This window comes from Streptomyces olindensis, assembly GCF_040645895.1.
GTDB lineage: Bacteria > Actinomycetota > Actinomycetes > Streptomycetales > Streptomycetaceae > Streptomyces > Streptomyces olindensis.
The window spans coordinates 42662-61184 of record NZ_JBEYZD010000050.1; the positions used below are offsets into that span (position 1 = coordinate 42662).

An 18523-nucleotide genomic window follows, 5' to 3' on the forward strand; every position below is an offset into this window, starting at 1 on the left:
CCCGTCAGCGCGCCGCCGCCGGACCGCTGCTCGCCCGCACCACGAGATCCACGGGGACGAGCGTGTCGACGCGGGGGCGGTCACCGGGACCGTCGATGCGGTCCAGGAGCAGACGCAGCGAACGCGTGCCGATCTCCGCGAAGTCCGTACGGACGGTGGTGAGCGGGGGCAGGAGGTGCGCGGCCTCGGGGATGTCGTCGTAGCCGACGACGCTGACGTCCCCGGGGACGGACCGCCCGGCCTCGTGCAGGGCGTGCAGCAGGCCCAGGGCCATCTGGTCGTTGGAGGCGAAGACCGCCGTCACCTCCGGGCGCCGGGCCAGGCGGCGGCCCAGCTCGTAGCCGGAGTCGGCGCTCCAGTCCCCGACGAGGGGCGCCGGCACGTCGGCACCGGCCGCCTGGAGCGTCGCCTGCCAGCTCCCCAGCCGGTGGTCGGCGGAGGTCCAGCCGGTCGGGCCCGCGATGTGCCAGACGGTGGCGTGCCCGAGACCGAGGAGGTGCTCGGTGGCCTTGCGGGCACCGGTGCGGGAATCGCCGGTGACCAGGGGCGTGCTGTCGTCCAGGGAGCTCTCCAGCACCACCAGGGGAGTGCCCAGATCGGTCGTCTCCGCCAGGGCCCGGCCCACCCACAGCTGCGGGGCGATCGCGAGGACGCCGTCCGCGCCCTCGGCGGACAGCCGGTTCACGGCCTCGACGACCGTGTCGTGGTCGGCCGTGTCGAGCGCGATGGAGCTGACCAGGTAACCGGCCTCCTGGGCCGCGGTGTTGATCGCGGTCAGGATGGCGGCGGGCCCGTACCGGGCGGCGTCGAAGGAGATCACCCCCAGCATCCGGGTCCGGCCGCTGGCCAGCGACCGCGCGCTGCGGCTGGGCCGGTAGCCGAGCGTGCGCATCGCGTCCAGGACCGCCTCGCGCGTCTCGGGGCGCACGGCCGGGTGGTCGTTGAGCACCCGGGAGACGGTCTGCTTGGAGACGCCGGCCAGCCGGGCCACGTCGGCCATCACCGGCCGCGCCCCCGCGAAGTTGCGCCTGCTGCGGCCTCTGGGGACGGGGCCGTCGGTGACGCTCGGTGTCATGGCGGGGGAATCCTCGGTGTCGGTACGGCGGCGCTGACCCGCCCGGCAGGAGCACAGCATAGGCGGGCGGGTGCGCGCCGGACCTCGGAAGCCACCGGACCTCAGCCCGTCCGCACCGCCCAGGAGCGGGTGACCACCCACTCCGCGCCCTGCACTCCCGCCGCCCGCCAGGCGTCGCCCACCTGTCCCGGCACGTGCACCGGCGCGTCCGCGGCCAGCGGCAGCACCGTCAGCCGCAGCCCCCGCTCCCGCACTTCCCCGGCGGGCAGCCGGTCCAGGCCGATGTCCCAGACCCGGCCCGAGTAGAACTGGTCGGCGACCAGGACGTCCCCCACGTGGGCGCGGGCCAGGTCACCCGTCCAGCGCAGCCGCAGCAGCACACCGGAGGGGGCCCGCAGCAGGTCCTCCGGCACGTCGACGCGGTACTGGGCGGCCAGCTCCGCCACCTGCTTCTCCGCGGGCACACTCGCCCGGCCCAGCACACCGGTCACGGGCTCGGGCGCCGGACCGGCGGGCCTGACCCGTGTGACGGTCGCGACGCTGTGCGCGACGGGCCCGGCCTCGACCCGGTAGCGGCGGAACACGCCGTCCGGCACCTCCCGCACCGGTGACCCCTCCACCAGCAGGGGCGAGTCCGGTGCGGGCAGCACCGCGAAGGAGGGCTCGGCGGACGGGCTGTGCAGCCGTACCTCGTCCCGGTCGAAGACGACGCCGTCCCCGCACAGCACCAGCCGCTCGGCTCCCCAGGCCGGTCCCCGGTAGACGGTCCGGGCCGTCGCCGCGTCCAGCACCAGCAGGCCGACGCGTGAACCGTCGGCGGCGTCCACCTCGACCAGCGCGTCGGTGCCCGGCCGCACCCCGCTGACCAGGACCCGGCCGTTGACCGGCGTGACCTCCCCGGTCGGCGTGGCGACGGACGCCACCGTCTCGGCGTCCAGGGCGAGTTCGGGAGCGATGCCGTCGGTCGCGGCCAGCACCAGGACGGTGCGCCCGTCGGCCTCGACGGTGCACACCGGCTGCGCGGTGGCCCACTCCAGCCGCAGCCCGGCCAGGTCCAGCCGCAGCGGCCAGCAGAAGGAGGCGCCGGCGGGCACGGTGACGGGAGTGCTGGGCAGCGTCAGCGCGGGCGCCGCCGGGAAGTCGACCGTGAACGCCGTGTCCGGGTGGTCCGGCAGCGGCTCGTGCGGCTGGTGGTTGGTCACGAAGAGGAAGCCCGCGGTGCCGTCGCTGCGGACGGCCCAGCGCAGGGTGTCCCGGTCGTGCTGGCCCGTCGGCCGCCGCTCCGGCAGCACGGACTCCATGGGGGCGATCAGATGCCCGAACTCGGCCAGCAGCAGGTGCTGCAGGCGCAGTTCGTGGTACGAGGGGCGCACCTGGCCGTACTCGCCGAGCGGGGCCTGGAAGTCGTACGTCAGGACCGGCAGGTCGTTGGGGTAGCCGGTGGCGTGCGACTCCTGGAGCGTCGTGGACTCGCCCGCCGGGTTCGTGCCCCCGTGGAACATGTAGTAGCCCTGCCACACCGAACCGCAGCCGATCTTCGTGAGCCCGAGCGCGGCGATGTCGGCGGCCTCCACCCGGGGCCGCCGGTGGTACGCCACGGCCATCCCGCCGCCCAGCTCGCAGGTCGCCCACGGGAACCGGTCCGTGGGGGCCGGATCGGCGCCGCGCACGGTCGTGGGCCGCAGATCGGCGCCGATGCCCTCGTCGTCGCGCTCGTGGGTGAAGAAGAAGTGCTTGCGGCAGGTGTCGGGCCAGCCGCCGTCCGCCTCCGTCCAGAACGCCTCGGGATACCCGCCGTACAGCGGAAGCAGTTCGTCGCCGGGGAGCTGCACGCCGCCCCATGCGGTCGACGTCCACAGCGGCGCGCGCAGCCCGGCCTCCTGCGCCAGGCGCTTCAGCGTGCGCAGGTGGCCCGGCTGGTCGTACAGCTCGTTCTCGATCTGGATCGCGACGATCGGGCCGCCGCTCGCCCGGTCGAGACCGCGCAACTGCCCGGCGATCGCCGTGAACCAGGCGCGGACGGGCTCCAGGTAGGCCGGGTCGTCGGTGCGGGGCGCGCGGGCGCGGGCCAGCACCCAGTCGGGCAGGCCGCCGCCCCGCACCTCGGCGTGCGACCAGGGGCCGATGCGCGGGACGAAGTCCAGGCCGTGACGGGCGCACAGCTCGGCGAAGCGCCTGAGGTCCCGGTCACCGTCGAAGCGGATCCGGCCCTCGATCTCCTCGTGGTGGATCCAGATGACGTAGGAGGCGACGGCGGTCACCCCGCCCGCCTTCATCTTCAGCAGTTCCTCCTCCCACTGGCCGTGCGGGTAGCGGGAGTAGTGGAACTCGCCGGAGACGGGGAACCAGGGGCGGCCGCCGCGGGTGAGCCAGCGGCTGGTGATGCCGATGGGGTCGGGGACGCCGGGCGCGTCCGTGAAGGGCAGATGCCCGGTCAGCGGGGGAGCGGCGGGCGCCGGAACGCGCAGGAGGTGTGTCACCAGGTGTTCTCCGGGCCGAGGTCGGGGGTGTCGGTGAGCTGGGCGCGGGCGGTGGTGGTGCCGTGCAGCTCCAGCAGGACCAGCTCGTTGGTGCCCGGGCGCAGTACGGGGCCCGGGATGTACAGGGTGCGCTGCGGGCCCCGGTTCCAGTAGCGGCCGAGGTGGAAGCCGTTGACCCAGGCCTGGCCCTTCGTCCAGCCGGGCAGGGAGAGGAAGGCGTCGGCGGGGGTGCCGACCTCGAAGGTGCCGCGGTGGAGGGCCGGCACGGTGACGGCCCTCCCCGCGGCGGGGGCGAACGGCACCCCCTCCAGGTCGTCGAGCGGCAGCGGGTGGCAGTCCCAGCCCGGCAGGGCGGTGCCGTTGAAGGAGACGGGTCCGAGCAGTCCCTTGGGGGCGCCGATGCGAGGCCCGTAGTTGACGCCGCCCATGTTCTCGACGAGGACCTCCAGCGTCGCACCGGGGCGCGGTACGCGCACGGGCAGCGTCTCGTCGTGCCGTTCGCGCTCCAGGACTCCGGCCGGGGCACCGTCGAGGAAGACCAGGGCGCGGTCGCCGACACCACCGGCGAAGTGCAGCAGGCCGTCGCCCCCGACCGGGACGGTGGTGCGGTAGAGGGCGTACCCGGTGCGCTGCCCGAGGGCGTCCATGGTGAGCGGGACGTCGGCGCGCACGGGCGGCCCGGCGAGCGGCAGCAGAGCTGCCCGGCCGCTCAACTCGACCTCGGTGGGCGGGAGTTTCGGCCCGGGCGCCGGGACGGGTTCGTCGGGTACGGCCGCATGGCGGGCGATGACCTCGCGGAAGGCGTGGTACTTGGGGCCGGGGTCGCCGCACTCGGTGAGTGCGGCGTCGTAGTCGTACGACGTGATCGTGGGCGTGTAGGCGTGCTTGTGGTTGGCGCCGTTGGTGAAGCCGAAGTTGGTGCCGCCGTGGAACATGTAGACGTTGACGGACGCCCCGGCCGACAGCAGCCGGTCCAGGTCGGCGGCGGCGTCGGCCGCGTCCCGGACGTGGTGCGGCCCGCCCCAGTGGTCGAACCAGCCGATCCAGAACTCGGCGCAGAACAGGGGCCCTTCTTTCCGGTGTTCGCGCAGGCGCCCGAGGCTCTGCTCGACCCGGCTGCCGAAAGTGCTGGCGGCCAGCACGCCGGGCAGGCTGCCCGCGGCCAGGTGCTCGGGGTCGGCCTGGTCGCAGGTGAACAGCAGCTCCTCGACGCCCCGGGAGCGGAACGCGTCGGCCAGGTGCTTCAGATACGCGGAGTCGTCGCCGTAGGCTCCGTACTCGTTCTCGACCTGCACCGCGATGACCGGGCCGCCCGCCGCCGCCAGGTGCGGCCGGACGGCGGGCAGCAGCAGGTCGAGGTAGCGGTCGACCGCCCCGGTGAAACGGGGATCGCTGGTGCGCAGCCGGATGTCCGGGTCGCCGGTCAGCCAGTCGGGCAGGCCGCCGCCGTCCCACTCGGCGCAGATGAACGGCCCCGGGCGCAACAGCACGTGCAGTCCCTCGTCCCGGGCGAGCCGCAGGAACCGGGGCAGGTCGAGGAAGCCGTCGAGGACGAGGGGGCCGTCCGGGTCCGGCTGGTGGTGGTTCCACGGGATGTACGTCTCGACCGTGTTGAGGCCCATCAGCCGCGCCTTGCGCAACCGGTCGGACCACAGGCCGGGATGGACACGGAAGTAGTGCAGCGCGCCGGAGATGATCCGGAACGGCTCGCCGTGCAGCAGGAATCCGTCGGACGTCGTCGTCAGAGCGGGCATGCGGAGGCTTCCCTTCGAAAGACGGGGGGAGGGGAGTCAGCGGGAACGGGTGCCGCGGATCAGCCAGAGTGTGGCGGCCAGGCAGAGCGCCGAGACACCACACAGCAACAGCGGTACGGCGCGGACCCCGGACCACTCGATGGCCTTGCCGAGCGCCGGCCCGGCGGCGACACCTCCGACCATGGAGGCGGCGATGACCAGGGCACCGGCCCGGCGGGCCCGCGGGGCCACCCGGTGCAGCCAGGGCAGTCCGGTGGGGAAGATCGGCGCGATGAACAGGCCGACACCGGCGTACGCGTACGGCGCCAGTGCCGGCACGGTCGCGGCCAGCAGACACACCGTCATGCCGGCGCAGGACACGGTGATGATGGCCGGGGCGGAGAAGCGCAGCGCGAGCGGGGCGACCAGGAAGCGGCCGACGGTCAGCATCAGCCAGTACACCGAGGTGGCGGTGGCCGCGACGCCCGCGCCGTAGCCGACGGTCTCCAGGTGCGTGGGCTCCCAGCCGCCGACTCCGGCCTCCACGCCGACGTGCAGCACGTAGAGCGTGACGAAGACGGCGAGCACCGAGCCGAGGCTCCGGCCGAGGACCGAACCGCCGCCGGTCCCGGTGCCGTCCGGGAGCGGCGGGTCGTTCCGCACGCCCCGCAGGCACAGCAGCAACGGCAGGTTGGCGAGGGCGAAACCGAGGAAGACGGCCGGGTAGTGCTCGGAACCGACCACGCCGATCAGGGCGGGCGCGAGGACGGCGCCGATGCCGAAGTGGGCGTGGAGGATGTTCAGCATCGCGGTCGAACGATGGCCGAAGCCCACGGCGAACAGCTGGTTGAGCCCGTAGTCGATGCCGCCGAAGCCGATCCCGGCGAGCAGGGCCGCCGCCAGCGCGGCGGCCCACTGCGGCGCGAGCGCGAAGCCCGCCGCGCCCAGGGCCATCAGCAGGTAGGAGCAGCCCAGGACGGTCCGGTTGCCGACCCGGCCGTAGAGCCGGTCGAACAGCAGGACCCCGGCCACGCCGCCCACGAAGTGGGCACTGAGCGCGAGCCCCGCGGTGGAGGGGGAGAGCCCGAACTCCGCCCGGAAGGCGGGCACGGCGGGCCCGTACAGGGCCTGCAGCACACCGATGAGCACGAAGCCCACGCAGGAGGCGACCACGGCCGCCCTGCTGAAGACCGGAGCGGCGGCATCCGGGGAGGGCGGGGCGGCACGCCGAGCGGTCTGCTCTTCGGTCACACGGACTCCGGGGGACGGCCCACCGGGGCGGGCGGGGGACAGGCGCGAACGGCTGGAGCACAGATGATGTTACCGGTAACATAGGGGTCGTCAACATGTTTGTGACGGGGCGGATGAGATGCCGCGGCCGCTCCTGCCGGGTGGCGAGGGCAAGGCTGGGAACGGTCGGGCCGCGCTTAATCGATTGCGGCCGAACGCGGCCGCCCGGCACGGTACTTCGCACAGCATCCGCCCTCCGGGAAGGCAACGCCGTGGCCGTCGCACACCCGCAGTGCCTCGCCCTCCTCGGCGGTGGCTTCTCCACCGACGACGACGGGCTGCTGGACGACTGGGTGCTGTCCCGGGCGCGTGCGCCCCGGCCCGCGGTCTGCTTCGTGCCGACGGCGAGCGGCGACGCGCCGGCGTACGTCGACCGCTTCCGGGCGGCGTTCGCAGCGCGCCCCTGCGAGCCCTCCGTCCTGCAGCTGTTCCGCCGGGAGCTGGACGACGACGCCCTGCGCTCCTTCCTGCTCGCCCAGGACGTCGTCTACGTGGGCGGCGGCAACACGGCCAACCTCCTCGCTGTGTGGCGTGCCCACGGCGTGGACCGGCTGCTGCGGGAGGCCTGCGACCGCGGCACGCTGCTGTGCGGCATCAGCGCCGGCGCCAACTGCTGGGCCGAGGGCTCGCACACCGACTCCTTCGGGCCGCTGACGCACCTCTCCGACGGCCTCGGGCTCCTGCCCGGCTCCGTCTGCCCGCACTGGGACAGCGAACCGGGCCGCCGGCCCTCCTACCGTGCGGCCGTGGCGACCGGGAAGCTGCCGGCCGGCTGGGCCGTGGAGGACGGGGCCGGAGCGCTCTTCACCGACGGCGCGCCGACGGAGGCCGTCACCCGCGTGAGAGGAGCCGGCGTGTACCGCGTGGCACCGGACGGGGCCGGGGGAGCGAGCGAGGACGCCCTGCCCTGCCGCTTCCTCGGGGACGACGCCCCGGCCCTGCCCCGGTAGGCGCTGCCGGGGCGTCCCGGCACCCTCCCCGAGGCCTTGGCCAGGGGCTCACGAAACCAGCGGATCCACCAGGATTGCGCCGGTCCCGATCGGGTACGCGAGCAGGACCGCGTCCGGGGCGGATCATGCCCCGGGCAGGCCGCACGACCGCCGCTACCAGGGAATCTGCCATGGAGACACCCGCAAACGACCCCACGCCCACGCCCGCCCAGCGGGCTCTGGACGTCCTCGCCGAGAACACGGAGGACGCGGCGGCTCTGGACGCGCTCGCCAACAGCGACGTGCTCATCCCCGTGCCCGACGACGCGAACGACGCCGACGCCGCCAGCCCCTCGGCGGTCGCCCTGCCGGTGCTGGAGCAGCCGGGCGGCGATCCCGTGGTGCCCGTGTTCACCTCCGAGATGGAGATGGCAGGGCTGCTGCCGTTCGTGTCCCGCTACCGTCTGGTACCGCTCGGCGCCCTCGCCGCGCAGTGGCCGGCCGACGACCTGTCGCTCACCATCGACGGCAGCTCGGAGCACCGCCTGACGCTCACCTCGGAGGGAGTACGCACCCTGCTGGCACGCCCGTAGGGCGACCGGCCCCGTCCGGGCCCGGGCGGTCTACTCGCCCAGGGTCCGGGCCAGCGCCGCCCGCTGCAGCGGCAGCACCTCGGCGTGCAGGTCACGGCCCTTGGGCGTCAGGGCCACCCACACCCCGCGCCGGTCCTCCACACACACCGAGCGCGTCACCAGCCCGTCCTTCTCCAGCCGGGCGATCAACCGCGACAGCGCGCTCTGGCTGAGGTGCACCCGCCCGACCAGGTTCTGCACCCGGCACTGCTCGGCCTCCTCGGGCGCCGCGGTCGCGAGCATGTCCAGGACCTCGAAATCGGACGCGCCGAGGCCGTGCGGATGCAGCACCCGGTCGATCTCGCACATCGTGCGCGCGTGCGCCGACAGGATGTCCCGCCACCGTTCCTCGAGCCGCGCACCAGCCGTTTTCGCTGCCATATGTGCACGGTAACACCCGTCACGCCGTTCCATGAGTGTGCATGCAGTGCCCCTTGCGGCAGGTCTGCCCGGACCCGCCGCACTCAGCCCTCGCGCCCCCACGGCCGTAGCTTCTCCGGATTGCGGACCACCCAGATCCGGGCGACGCGTCCGTCCACGACGTCGAACGAGGCCACGGTCAGGACCACGCCGCCCCGCCGGGCCACCAGCCCCGGCGCACCGTTGACCGAGCGTTCCAGGAGTTCGAGCCCGGGCGCCTTGTCGGCGATCGCGACCATGTACTGGGCGATGCGCGCGGCGCCTTCGACCGGGTGGAGGGCGGCACCGGCCATGCCGCCGCCGTCGGCGGTCATCACGGCGGCCGGGTCGAGGACGTCGACGAGGGCCGCGATGTCCTTCGTCTCCCAGGCCTGTCTGACCCGCCGCACCGCGTCCGCCTGCCCGGCCGCGGTCACCGGGGCGCGCACGGCGCCCACCCGCCTCCGGGCCGAGGCGGCCAGCTGTTTGCACGCCGCGGGGGTGCGGCCGAGGACGGCGGCGATCTCGGCGAAGGGGTAACGGAAGACGTCGTGCAGCACGAACGCGACCCGTTCGGCCGGCGTCATCGACTCCAGGACGACGAGGAAGGCCATGGTCACCGACTCGTCCATGACCATCTGGTCGGCCGGGTCGGCCCCCTGGCCGCGGTCCCACTCGGCGCGGTCCGGCAGCGGCTCCGGCAGCCAGGCGCCGACATAGCGTTCCCGCCGGGCCCGAGCCGAGCCGAGCACGTCCAGGCAGATGCGGCCGGTCACCGTCGTCAGCCAGGCGCCGGGGGAGACGATCTCCTCCTGCCGGGCCCGGGGCAGCGCGTACCAGCGTGCGTACGCCTCCTGCACGGCGTCCTCGGCTTCGGCCAGTGAACCGAGCAACCGGTAGGCCACGTTGATCAGTTGGCGCCGCTCGGCGGCCACCTCGTCGGTGCTCGTCCCGGCCATCCCCGCCCCCGGTCGCCTCGTCGCCTTACCTTTCGCGGGCCCGCGTCGTCGGGCTGGTGAGACCTTATCGATCCACTGCCCCGAGGCGGGCGGAACAGGGGGACGGCATGGCCACCCAGGCGACGGCACCGCGCGGATTCTCGTTCCTGCGGACCGCGATCACCCTTCAGACCCTGACCCTCTTCCTGCAGGCGGTCTCCGCCGGACTGCTGCTGACCTCCCCTCACGGGGAGATGCTGCACAGCGTCGGAGCGCGCGTGATGTACGGCGCGTCGATGCTGTACCTGCTCGCCGCGGTGCTGGCGTGGAAGCCGGGCGGCGGCTCACCGCGTCCCGTCTGGCACGCGTCCGGCTTCCTGGCCCTCGCCTCGGTCCAGGTCGTGCTCGGCATCGCGCACGTGCCGTCGGTCCATCTCCCCCTGGGCGTCCTGATGTTCGGGCTGAGCCTGCTGGCGCTGGCGCGGCGCTGACGTCGAATCGAGAGCCCACCAGGACTGGAGGGCCCGCCCAGGACTGGAGGGCCCGCCCAGGACCGGAGGCCCACCCAGGGCCAGAGGCCCGCCCAGGGCCAGGGATCCGCCCAGAACCCGAGATCCGCCCAGAACCGGAGGCCCGCCGGGATCGGGAGCGCGCTGGGACCGGGGGTGCGCTGGGACCGGAGCGCGCCGGGAGCGGGAACGCGCTGGGACCGAAGCGCGACGGATCGGGAGCGCCCCGGGACCGAAGCGCGACGGATCGGGAGCGCCCCGGGAGCGGAAGCCCGCCGGGAGCGGAAGCCCGCCGGGAGCGGAAGCCCGCCGGGACCGGGCGGTGGGCCGGTGGCCGTGGCGGTCCCGCGACCGCGGCGGGCCCGCCCGCGGCCATGTAAGCCCTGCGGACCGCGCGGTCGGCGCCGTGACTGAGCGTGCCGCCCGACGGCGGCGGGACCCGCCTGCCCTACGTCGACTCCCTCTTCACCAGCTCCGTCGGCAGGATCACCGCCGCCGGGTCCTCGCCCCCGATCTGCGCCAGCAGCACCCGCACCATCTCGGCGCTGATGCGGTCCCAGGGCTGTCGGATGGTCGTCAGCTCGGGGCGGGAGGCGAGCGCGGCCGGAGAGTCGTCGAAGCCGCCGACCGCGACGTCCTGCGGCACGCGCCGCCCCGCCCGCTGGAGCGCCGCCAGCACCCCCTGCGCCATCAGGTCCGAGGCGACGAACACCGCGTCCACGTCCGCGGCCTGCGCCAGCAGGCGCTCCGCGCCCGCCTCGCCGCTGGCCCGGCTGTAGTCACCCGAGACCACGAGCCGCTCGTCGAACTCCAGGCCCGCCTCCGCGAGCACCTCCTTGTAGCCGGCGAGCCGCTCGACACCGCCGGGCGTGTCCAGCGGACCGGTCACCATGCCCACCCGGCGCCGCCCGAGCGACAGCAGGTGGCGCACCATGTCCCGGGCGCCGTCGCGGTCGTCGGCGGCCACGTAACTCACCTTCGAGCCCAGCCCGATCGGCTTGCCGCAGGCCACCAACGGCACGCCCGCCCCGCGCAGTTGCTCGGCGACGGGGTCGCCCGAGTGGCTGGAGACCAGCAGCACCCCGTCGACGTGCCCGGCGGTGATGTACCGCGTGATGCGCCGCCGTTCGTCCTCCGTGCCCGCCAGCATCAGCAGCAGCGGGATGTCGTGCGCGGCCAGCGCCTGGGTGCAGCCGCGCAGCAGGACGTTGAAGTTGGGATCCTCGAAGAACCGCTCCTGCGGCTCGGTGAGCAGGAAGCCGATCGAGTCGGACCGCCCGGTGATCAGGGAGCGGGCGTGCCGGTTGACGACGTAGCCCGTCTTGCGGATCGCCGCGTTGACCGCCTCCTGGGCGGCCGGACTGACGTAGTGGCCGCCGTTGAGCACGCGCGAGACGGTGCCGCGCGAGACACCCGCCTCGCGCGCCACGTCGTGGATCGTGGGCGGCCTGCGCCTGCCCCCCGCAGCGTTCATGGTCATGACTTTACGGCTCCGGAGAGCAGATCCAGACTCCAGAACCGCTGGATGACCAGGAAGAGGGCGATCAGCGGGAACACCGCGAGGAACGCGCCCGTGATCACCAGGGTGTACAGCGCCGGGGTGTTGGCGCCCTGCTCCAGCAACGTGAACAGCCCGAGGGTGATCGGGAACTTCTCGTCGTCGCTGAGCATGATGTACGGCAGCAGGAAGTTGTTCCAGATCGCCACGAACTGGAAGAGGAACACCGTCACCATGCCGGGGATCATCATGGGCAGCGCGATCCGCGTGAAGATCCGCCACTCGCTCGCCCCGTCCATGCGCCCGGCCTCGATCACGTCGGCGGGCACCGCGGCGGCGGCGTAGATCCGCGCGAGGTAGACGCCGTACGGGAAGAGGATCTGCGGCAGCAGCACCGACAGGTAGGAGTCGGTGAGGTCGGCCTTCGCCAGCAGCAGGTACTGCGGGATGGCCAGGATGACCGGCGGCATCAGCACACCCGCGAGCAGCACGTTGAAGATCGTCTCGCGGCCGCGGAAGCGGTAGGTCGCCAGCGCGTACCCGCTGATCGCCGAGACGCACGTCGACAGCAGCGCGCCGACCCCGGCGTACAGGGCGGAGTTGGCCATCCACTCCCAGTAGACGCCGTCGCGGTAGGCGCTCAGGTCGCGGACGTTGTCGACGAAGCCCGTGCCGGGCAGGAAGGTGAAGGTGGAGAACAGCTCGGCGCCGGACTTGGTGGCCGCGATGACCACCCAGGCCACCGGCAGCAGGCAGTAGGCGGCACCCAGCAGCAGCGTGACGGTCGGGATCAGGGAGATCCGGCGGCGCAGCGGCGGGCGGTCCTGGGCGGTGCCGGGAGCGCTGCCCGCCACCGGCTCGGCCTGGGGGACGGCGAGGGAGCTCATCGAGCGGCCTCCTGCTTCTGACGACGGTTCGCGGCCCGCAGGAAGCCGAAGGACAGCAGGAGCGTGGCGAAGGCGATGATCACGGCCTGCGCCGCGGCCCCGTGGATGTCGCCCTCGCCGAAGGCGTCCCGGTACACCTTCATCAGCGGACTCCAGGTCGTGGACACGGAGTTGGTGAGCGGCTTGAGGGTGGTGGGCTCGTTGAACACCTGGATCGTGGCGATGATCGAGAAGAAGAACGTCAGCACCAGCGACGGAGCCACCATCGGGATCTTGATCCGCAGGGCGATCTGCAGCGGGGTGGCACCGTCCAGCTTCGCCGCCTCGTACACCTCCGCGGGGATCGCCTGGAGCGAGGTGTAGATGACGATCATGTTGAAGCCGGTGCCGCCCCACACGGCGATGTTCGACAGGGCCAGGTACAGCGGCCCGCCGTCCAGCAGGTCCGGCTGCGGCAGTCCCAGTTTGTCGAGCACGAAGTAGAAGGGGCTGACGTCCGGCAGGTACAGGAAGCCCCACAGCAGGGCCGCCACGACACCGGGGATGGCGTACGGCAGGAAGATCGCGAGCCGGGTGAAGGGCGCGAGCCGCACCTTCTCCGAGTCGAGCATCAGCGCGAACAGCAGGGCCAGGCCCAGCATCACGGGGACGACGATGCAGCCGTAGCCGAGGACGCGCAGTGTCCCGGAGAGCAGCTCGCTGTCGGTCAGGGCGTCCGTGTAGTTCTCCAGGCCGGCCCAGACCTCCTTGCGGGCGCCGGAGCCGAGGCCCAGGCCCGAGACCTTCACCTTGCGGAGGCTGAGCCAGACCGCGTAACCGATCGGCAGAGCGAAGAACAGTGCGAACAGGATTCCCGCTGGGAGGAGGAAGGCGTACGGGGCGCCCTTGACCCCGTACGACTGCCGGCGTGCCGTGCTTTTCACTCCGCGACCTCGAAGCCCTGCTTCTTCATGTCGGCGACCGTGTCGGCCTGCATCTTCTTCAGCGCCGCGCCGAAGTCCGACTTGTTCTTCGCGGCGGCGCCGAAGGCGTCCTTGAAGGTGGTGTAGGCGACGTTCACGTTCGGGCCCCAGGCGGACGGGGCGGTGGTCTCCGCGATGTCGGCGGCCTTGCTGTAGAAGTCGGCCTGGTTGGAGAAGTACGCCGGCGGCTTGAGGAAGGCGCCGCTGGTCTGGGCGTCGGTGGCGGCCGGGTAGATGCCGCTCTCCTTCGCCAGCGCGTTGAGGGCCTTGCTGTCGGTGTTCAGCCAGGCGGCGAACTTCGCCGCGGCCTCCTGGTGCTTGGAGTCGGTGGTGACGGCGGTGGAGGAGCCGCCCCAGCTGCCGGTGCGGTTCTCGCTGGCGGACCACTGGGGGAGGGGGGCCATGGCCCACTTGCCCTTGGTGTCGGGAGCCGCCGTGGTCAGCGTGCCCGGGGCCCACACGGCGCTGACCCAGGCGATCTGCTTGCCGGTGTTGAGCGCCTTGTTCCAGGCCGGGGTGTACATCGGCTGGTTGTCGATGGCGCCCTCCTCGACCAGGCCGCCCCAGAACTCGGCGACCTTCCGCGTGGCCGCGTCGTCGATGGCGACCTTCCACTGGTCGCCGGAGGTCGTCCACCACTTCGCGCCGGCCTGCTGGGCCAGGCCCGCGAAGAGCCCGGAGTCGTTGGCGGAGAAGGTGGTGAGGTCCTTGTCGGGGGCCGCCTTCTTGAGCTCGCGGGCGGTCTCGGCGAACTCGTCCCAGGTCGTCGGCACGGTCAGGCCGTACTCCTTGAACAGGTCCTCGCGGTAGTAGAACATCAGGGGCCCGATGTCCTGCGGGATCGCGTAGACCGCGTCGGTGCCCAGCGTCGTCTGCTGCCAGACCCCGTCGGCGAAGCTGTCCTTCGCCTCGCCCGCGTTCTTCGCTATGTCCGCCAGGGCGTCGTTGCTGACCAGCGTGGGCAGCGCCTGGTACTCGGCCTGCACCAGGTCGGGGGCCTTGCCCGCCTTGTGCGCGGTGAGGATCTTGGTGACCAGGGTGTCACCGGAGGCCTGCTTCTTCACCGTGACGGTGATCTGGTCCTTCTTGCCCGGCCCCTTGTTCCACAGGTCCACGACCTTGTCCATGCCGGGCGTCCAGGTCCAGTACGTCAGCGAGACCGGGCCCGACTCGGTCTCGCTGTCCCCGGAGTCCGACCCGCAGGCGGCGAGGGTGGTGGCGCCGAGCGTGAGGGCGACGGCGGATGTCACGAGGCGGCGGCGCTTCGCGTACGGCATGGATCTCTCCCCTGACCTGGGGTCCCCGCCTGCTGCGAGGACCTGCCATGCTTCTGTGAGCGTTCACAGTAGAGAAACATCCCGGACACTTGTCAATGGTTGTTGCTGTGCGGTTATGTTGGGCTCCGCACCGCACCGCTGTGTGTGTACGTTCCCAATTGATCGATCGACCGGGAGACCATCCATGCCGGAGACCACCCCCACGGGCCTCACCAGGCTCGCCTTCGGTGGGGACTACAACCCCGAGCAGTGGCCGGAAAGCGTCTGGCGGGAGGACGTCCGGCTGATGCGGGAGGCCGGCGTCACCCTGGTGAGCGTCGGGATCTTCTCCTGGGCCCTGCTGGAGCCCTCACCCGGGGCGTACGACTTCGGCTGGCTCGACCGGCTGCTCGACCTGCTGCACGAGAACGGCGTCCGCGTCGACCTCGGCACGCCCACGGTCTGCCCGCCGGTGTGGTTCTACCGCGCCCACCCCGAGGCGCTGCCCGTGACGGCCGACGGCGTGCGCCTCGAGTTCGGCTCCCGCGCGGCGATCTGCCACAGCAACCCCGACTACCGCACGGCCGCGGCCGGCATCACCACGAAGCTCGCCGAGCGCTACGGCGACCACCCGGCCCTGGCCATGTGGCACGTGCACAACGAGTACGGCGTCCCCGTCTCGGCCTGCTACTGCGACACCTGCGCCGCGCACTTCCGCCGCTGGCTGGCGACCACCTACGGCACGGCCGACGCCGTCAACGAGGCCTGGGGCACCGCCTTCTGGGGCCAGCGCTACGCCGACCTCGACCAGATCAACCCGCCCCGCCGCACACCGACGGCCGTCAACCCGAGCCAGGCGCTGGACTACAAGCGGTTCGCCGACGCCACCATGCGCGAGAACTTCCGCATGGAGCGGGACATCCTGCACCGCCTCGCGCCGGGCGTCCCCGTCACCACCAACTTCATGACGGCGCTGAGCCAGTGCGACTCCGTCGACTACTGGGCCTGGGGCCGCGAGGTCGACCTCGTCACCAACGACCACTACCTGATCACCGACGGCCGCCGCACCCACGTCAACCTCGCCATGGCCGCCGACCTCACCCGCTCCGTCGCGGGCGGCGCCCCCTGGCTGCTGCTGGAGCACTCCACCTCCGGCGTCAACTGGCAGCCCCGCAACCCCGCCAAGGCCCCCGGCCAGATGGCCCGCAACTCCCTCACGCACGTGGCCCGCGGCTCCGAGGGCGCCCTGTTCTTCCAGTGGCGCCAGTCCCGGCGCGGCGCCGAGAAGTTCCACTCGGCGATGCTCCCGCACGGTGGCACCGACACCCGAGTGTGGCGCGAGGTCGTCGAACTCGGCGCGTCCCTCGACACTTTGGGCGAGATCCGCGGCACCCGCACGGAGGCCGACGTGGCGGTGCTCTGGGACTGGCAGTCCTGGTGGGCGCAGAACCTCGAGTGGCGCCCCAGCGAGGACCACGACGCCCGCGAACGCGCCGACGCCTTCTACGAGGCGCTCTACGACCGCCACCTCACCGTCGACTTCGCCCACCCGGAAGCCGACTTGTCGAGGTATCCCCTTGTCGTCGTCCCGGCGCTGTACCTGATGACGGAGGCGGCCGGACGCAACCTGAAGGCGTACGTCGAGAACGGCGGCACCCTCGTCGTCTCGTACTTCTCCGGCATCGTCGACGAGCACGACGCCGTCCACGAGGGCGCCTACCCGGGTGCCCTGCGGGACGTCCTCGGCCTCACGGTCGAGGAGTTCTCCCCACTGCTGCCCGGCGAACGGGTGCGGGTCACCGGCCCCGAGGGCTCCGAGCTGGACGCCGACGTGTGGACCGAGTTCGTCGTGCCCCGCGGCGCCGACACCGTCCTGACGTACGCCGACGGCCTGACCGCCGGACGGCCCGCCGTCACCCGGCACCGCCTCGGCGAGGGCACCGCCTGGTACGTCTCCACCCGGCTCGGCGCCGACGGCCTCGACGCGCTGCTCGGCATGGCGGGCGAGGACGCCCGGCTCGCCCCGCGCGCCGATCTGCCCCGGGACGTCGAAGTCGTCCGCCGCACAGGCGAGTCGGGCACCTACCTCTTCGCCGTCAACCACACCGGCTCGGACGCCAAGGTGCCGCTGGAGACCGCCGGCACCGAGCTGCTGACCGGTGAACGCGCCGCGGGCCGCCTGGCGGTCCCGGCCGGAGCCGTCCGGGTCGTCCGGCTCGACGGCTGAACCGACTCCCTCCGCCCGCGCGAGCCACGAGCCGCGGGCGGAGGGGTTCCCCCTCTCACCCGCCTTCCGGTGAGGGGCATCCCCACCCCCACGTCGAAGGGACGACGGACGACGATGTTCCATCCCAGACGCACACTTAGGGCCCTGCTGCCGCCGCTCGCCGCGGGGCTCGCCCTCACCGCCCTGCCCGCCACCACCGCACACGCCGCGAGCACGCTGACCAACGGCGGCTTCGAGGCCGACGGCACCGGCGCGGCCGTGCCGGGCGGCTGGTCCGAATACGGCGACACCGGCGCCTCGTACGCCGAAGCCGGCGGCCACGGCGGCAGCTACCGCCTGAGCCACTGGGCCTCCACCGCCTACAAGGTCGAGACGTACCAGTACCTGTCCGGCCTCACCAACGGGAACTACAAGCTCACCGCCTGGGTGCGCTCCGGCGGCGGGCAGAAGTCCGCCTACATAGCGCTGAAGAACTGCGGCGGCGCCGAGCAGCGCACCGACCTGCCGGTCTCGGCCAGTGGGTGGATCCGGATCGTCGTGCCGGTCAATGTGACCAACAACCAGTGCACGATCAGCATCAACAGTGACGCGAACGCGGGCAACTGGATCAACGTTGACGACCTGACCTTCGCCTCCGGCACGTCCGGTACGTCGATCAAGGGCGCCGACATCTCGTCCCTGGCCAAGAGCGAGGCCAAGGGCGGCGTCTACCGGAACAGCTCCGGAACGGCCGGCGACGCCCTGGCCGTCCTGAAGTCGTCCGGCATGAACTACGCCCGCCTCAAGGTCTGGGTGAACCCGGCCGACGGCTACAACAACAAGGCCCGCGTCCTGGCCACCGCCAAGCGCGTCAAGGCGCAGGGCATGAAGCTGCTGGTCGACTTCCACTACTCGGACTTCTGGGCCGACCCCGGCCGCCAGGACAAGCCCGCCGCGTGGGCCGGACACTCGTACAGCCAACTCAAGACGGACGTGTACAACCACACGTACGACGTGTTGAACGCCTTGAAGGCGCAGGGCACCACCGCCGACATGGTCCAGGTCGGCAACGAGATCAACGGCGGCATGCTGTGGAACGAGGGATCCACCTCCAACTGGACGCAGCTGGCCGGTCTGCTCAACTCCGGCTACGACGCGGTCAAGGCGGTCAACTCGTCCACCACCGTCGCCCTGCACCTCGCCGAGGGCGGTGACCTGGAGGGCACCCGCTGGTGGTTCGACAGCGCCCGCTCCAACGGCGTGAAGTTCGACGCGATCGGCCTGTCCTTCTACGGCTACTGGCACGGCACCCTGGCCGACTTCCAGACGACCCTCGACGACGCGGCCTCCCGCTACGGCAAGCCGGTCTTCGTCGCCGAGACCGCCTATCCGTTCCGCCTCGACAGCGAGGACTCCCACGAGAACATCATCAACACCAGTGACGAACTGGTCCCCGGCTACCCGGCGAGCGTGTCCGGCCAGACCCGGTGGATGAACGACATGATGAGCATCGTGGAGGCCGTCCCGAACGGCCGCGGCCTCGGCGCCTTCTACTGGGAGGCGACCTGGACCGCGGTGAACGGCAACGGCTGGGACCCGACCGACGCGGCCTCCGGCAACGCCTGGGAGAACCAGGCGCTGTTCGGCTACGACGACCGGGCCCTGTCGTCGATGTCCTGGTTCCGCCACCGCTGAGCGCACGGGGGAGGGGGCGCGGCTCGCCGCGCCC

Annotated in this window: 15 protein-coding genes; 5 read left to right on the top strand and 10 right to left on the bottom strand. The window is 72.5% G+C overall.

Annotation, left to right across the window (positions count from 1 at the left end; genetic code table 11):
- Nucleotides 1-4 precede the first annotated feature (4 nt).
- The 4 genes from ABZ948_RS28230 to ABZ948_RS28245 form a co-directional block, all read right to left on the bottom strand.
- On the bottom strand, nt 5-1075 hold the full coding sequence (locus tag ABZ948_RS28230; RefSeq protein ID WP_359764077.1) for a LacI family DNA-binding transcriptional regulator: 1071 nt from the start codon (nt 1073-1075) through the stop codon (nt 5-7).
- A 101-nt stretch (nt 1076-1176) separates the two neighbouring features.
- Nucleotides 1177-3558 carry a beta-galactosidase gene (locus ABZ948_RS28235; RefSeq protein WP_359764108.1) on the bottom strand — a complete coding sequence of 794 codons (2382 nt, stop codon included), beginning with the start codon at nt 3556-3558 and terminating at the stop codon, nt 1177-1179.
- Nucleotides 3552-5309 carry a glycoside hydrolase family 35 protein gene (locus ABZ948_RS28240; protein WP_359764079.1) on the bottom strand — a complete coding sequence of 586 codons (1758 nt, stop codon included), beginning with the start codon at nt 5307-5309 and terminating at the stop codon, nt 3552-3554. Before ABZ948_RS28240 ends, ABZ948_RS28235 begins: the two co-directional genes overlap by 7 nt.
- Nucleotides 5310-5345: 36 nt before the next feature.
- The gene (locus tag ABZ948_RS28245) at nt 5346-6539 is read right to left on the bottom strand and encodes an MFS transporter (protein ID WP_359764081.1); all 1194 of its coding nucleotides are present in this window, start codon (nt 6537-6539) and stop codon (nt 5346-5348) included.
- Between the two features lie 251 nt (nt 6540-6790).
- Between ABZ948_RS28245 and ABZ948_RS28250 the strand changes: the two genes are divergently transcribed.
- Together ABZ948_RS28250 and ABZ948_RS28255 are read left to right on the top strand one after the other, a co-directional pair.
- Nucleotides 6791-7528, top strand: a complete 738-nt coding sequence (locus ABZ948_RS28250; RefSeq protein WP_359764083.1) for a Type 1 glutamine amidotransferase-like domain-containing protein — start codon at nt 6791-6793, stop codon at nt 7526-7528.
- Between the two features lie 170 nt (nt 7529-7698).
- Nucleotides 7699-8100 (top strand): SseB family protein, encoded by a 402-nt coding sequence (locus ABZ948_RS28255; protein WP_359764086.1) that lies wholly within the window; start codon nt 7699-7701, stop codon nt 8098-8100.
- Nucleotides 8101-8130: 30 nt separating this feature from the next.
- Here ABZ948_RS28255 and ABZ948_RS28260 read toward each other — a convergent pair whose 3' ends face one another.
- Together ABZ948_RS28260 and sigJ are read right to left on the bottom strand one after the other, a co-directional pair.
- Nucleotides 8131-8520 (bottom strand): MarR family winged helix-turn-helix transcriptional regulator, encoded by a 390-nt coding sequence (locus ABZ948_RS28260; protein ID WP_359764088.1) that lies wholly within the window; start codon nt 8518-8520, stop codon nt 8131-8133.
- 83 nt (nt 8521-8603) lie between these two features.
- Nucleotides 8604-9497, bottom strand: coding sequence for an RNA polymerase sigma factor SigJ (sigJ, locus tag ABZ948_RS28265; protein ID WP_359764090.1), 894 nt, complete (start codon nt 9495-9497; stop codon nt 8604-8606).
- Between the two features lie 107 nt (nt 9498-9604).
- Here sigJ and ABZ948_RS28270 point away from each other — a divergent pair, with 107 nt between their 5' ends.
- Nucleotides 9605-9967: a hypothetical protein gene (locus ABZ948_RS28270; RefSeq protein WP_359764092.1), complete on the top strand. Its 363-nt coding sequence runs from the start codon at nt 9605-9607 to the stop codon at nt 9965-9967.
- Nucleotides 9968-10433: 466 nt separating this feature from the next.
- On the opposite strand, the gene ABZ948_RS28275 is transcribed toward ABZ948_RS28270, so the two are convergent.
- From ABZ948_RS28275 to ABZ948_RS28290, 4 genes are read right to left on the bottom strand one after another with little or no spacing between them, the layout of a single operon-like run.
- Complete coding sequence (locus tag ABZ948_RS28275; protein WP_359764094.1) at nt 10434-11465, bottom strand: LacI family DNA-binding transcriptional regulator; 1032 nt, start codon at nt 11463-11465, stop codon at nt 10434-10436.
- A complete protein-coding gene (locus ABZ948_RS28280; protein ID WP_359764096.1) occupies nt 11462-12370 on the bottom strand; it encodes a carbohydrate ABC transporter permease in 909 nt (302 codons plus the stop codon). Before ABZ948_RS28280 ends, ABZ948_RS28275 begins: the two co-directional genes overlap by 4 nt.
- Complete coding sequence (locus ABZ948_RS28285) at nt 12367-13293, bottom strand: carbohydrate ABC transporter permease (RefSeq protein ID WP_359764098.1); 927 nt, start codon at nt 13291-13293, stop codon at nt 12367-12369. Before ABZ948_RS28285 ends, ABZ948_RS28280 begins: the two co-directional genes overlap by 4 nt.
- A complete protein-coding gene (locus tag ABZ948_RS28290; RefSeq protein ID WP_359764100.1) occupies nt 13290-14609 on the bottom strand; it encodes an ABC transporter substrate-binding protein in 1320 nt (439 codons plus the stop codon). The genes ABZ948_RS28285 and ABZ948_RS28290 overlap by 4 nt, the downstream gene beginning before the upstream one ends.
- A gap of 184 nt (nt 14610-14793) precedes the next feature.
- Between ABZ948_RS28290 and ABZ948_RS28295 the strand changes: the two genes are divergently transcribed.
- Entirely contained in the window at nt 14794-16815 is a 2022-nt protein-coding gene (locus ABZ948_RS28295; protein ID WP_359764102.1) for a beta-galactosidase, read from the top strand.
- A gap of 114 nt (nt 16816-16929) precedes the next feature.
- Nucleotides 16930-18489 carry a glycosyl hydrolase 53 family protein gene (locus ABZ948_RS28300; protein ID WP_359764104.1) on the top strand — a complete coding sequence of 520 codons (1560 nt, stop codon included), beginning with the start codon at nt 16930-16932 and terminating at the stop codon, nt 18487-18489.
- Nucleotides 18490-18523 lie beyond the last annotated feature (34 nt).

Bases quoted from the DNA above. Each gene is read 5' to 3' on its own strand.
- ABZ948_RS28230 (WP_359764077.1), bottom strand. From the start codon at position 1,075: ATGACACCGAGCGTCACCGACGGCCCCGTCCCCAGAGGCCGCAGCAGG.
- ABZ948_RS28240 (WP_359764079.1), bottom strand. From the start codon at position 5,309: ATGCCCGCTCTGACGACGACGTCCGACGGATTCCTGCTGCACGGCGAG.
- ABZ948_RS28255 (WP_359764086.1), top strand. From the start codon at position 7,699: ATGGAGACACCCGCAAACGACCCCACGCCCACGCCCGCCCAGCGGGCT.
- ABZ948_RS28260 (WP_359764088.1), bottom strand. From the start codon at position 8,520: ATGGCAGCGAAAACGGCTGGTGCGCGGCTCGAGGAACGGTGGCGGGAC.
- sigJ (WP_359764090.1), bottom strand. From the start codon at position 9,497: ATGGCCGGGACGAGCACCGACGAGGTGGCCGCCGAGCGGCGCCAACTG.
- ABZ948_RS28270 (WP_359764092.1), top strand. From the start codon at position 9,605: ATGGCCACCCAGGCGACGGCACCGCGCGGATTCTCGTTCCTGCGGACC.
- ABZ948_RS28275 (WP_359764094.1), bottom strand. From the start codon at position 11,465: ATGACCATGAACGCTGCGGGGGGCAGGCGCAGGCCGCCCACGATCCAC.
- ABZ948_RS28280 (WP_359764096.1), bottom strand. From the start codon at position 12,370: ATGAGCTCCCTCGCCGTCCCCCAGGCCGAGCCGGTGGCGGGCAGCGCT.
- ABZ948_RS28290 (WP_359764100.1), bottom strand. From the start codon at position 14,609: ATGCCGTACGCGAAGCGCCGCCGCCTCGTGACATCCGCCGTCGCCCTC.
- ABZ948_RS28295 (WP_359764102.1), top strand. From the start codon at position 14,794: ATGCCGGAGACCACCCCCACGGGCCTCACCAGGCTCGCCTTCGGTGGG.
- ABZ948_RS28300 (WP_359764104.1), top strand. From the start codon at position 16,930: ATGTTCCATCCCAGACGCACACTTAGGGCCCTGCTGCCGCCGCTCGCC.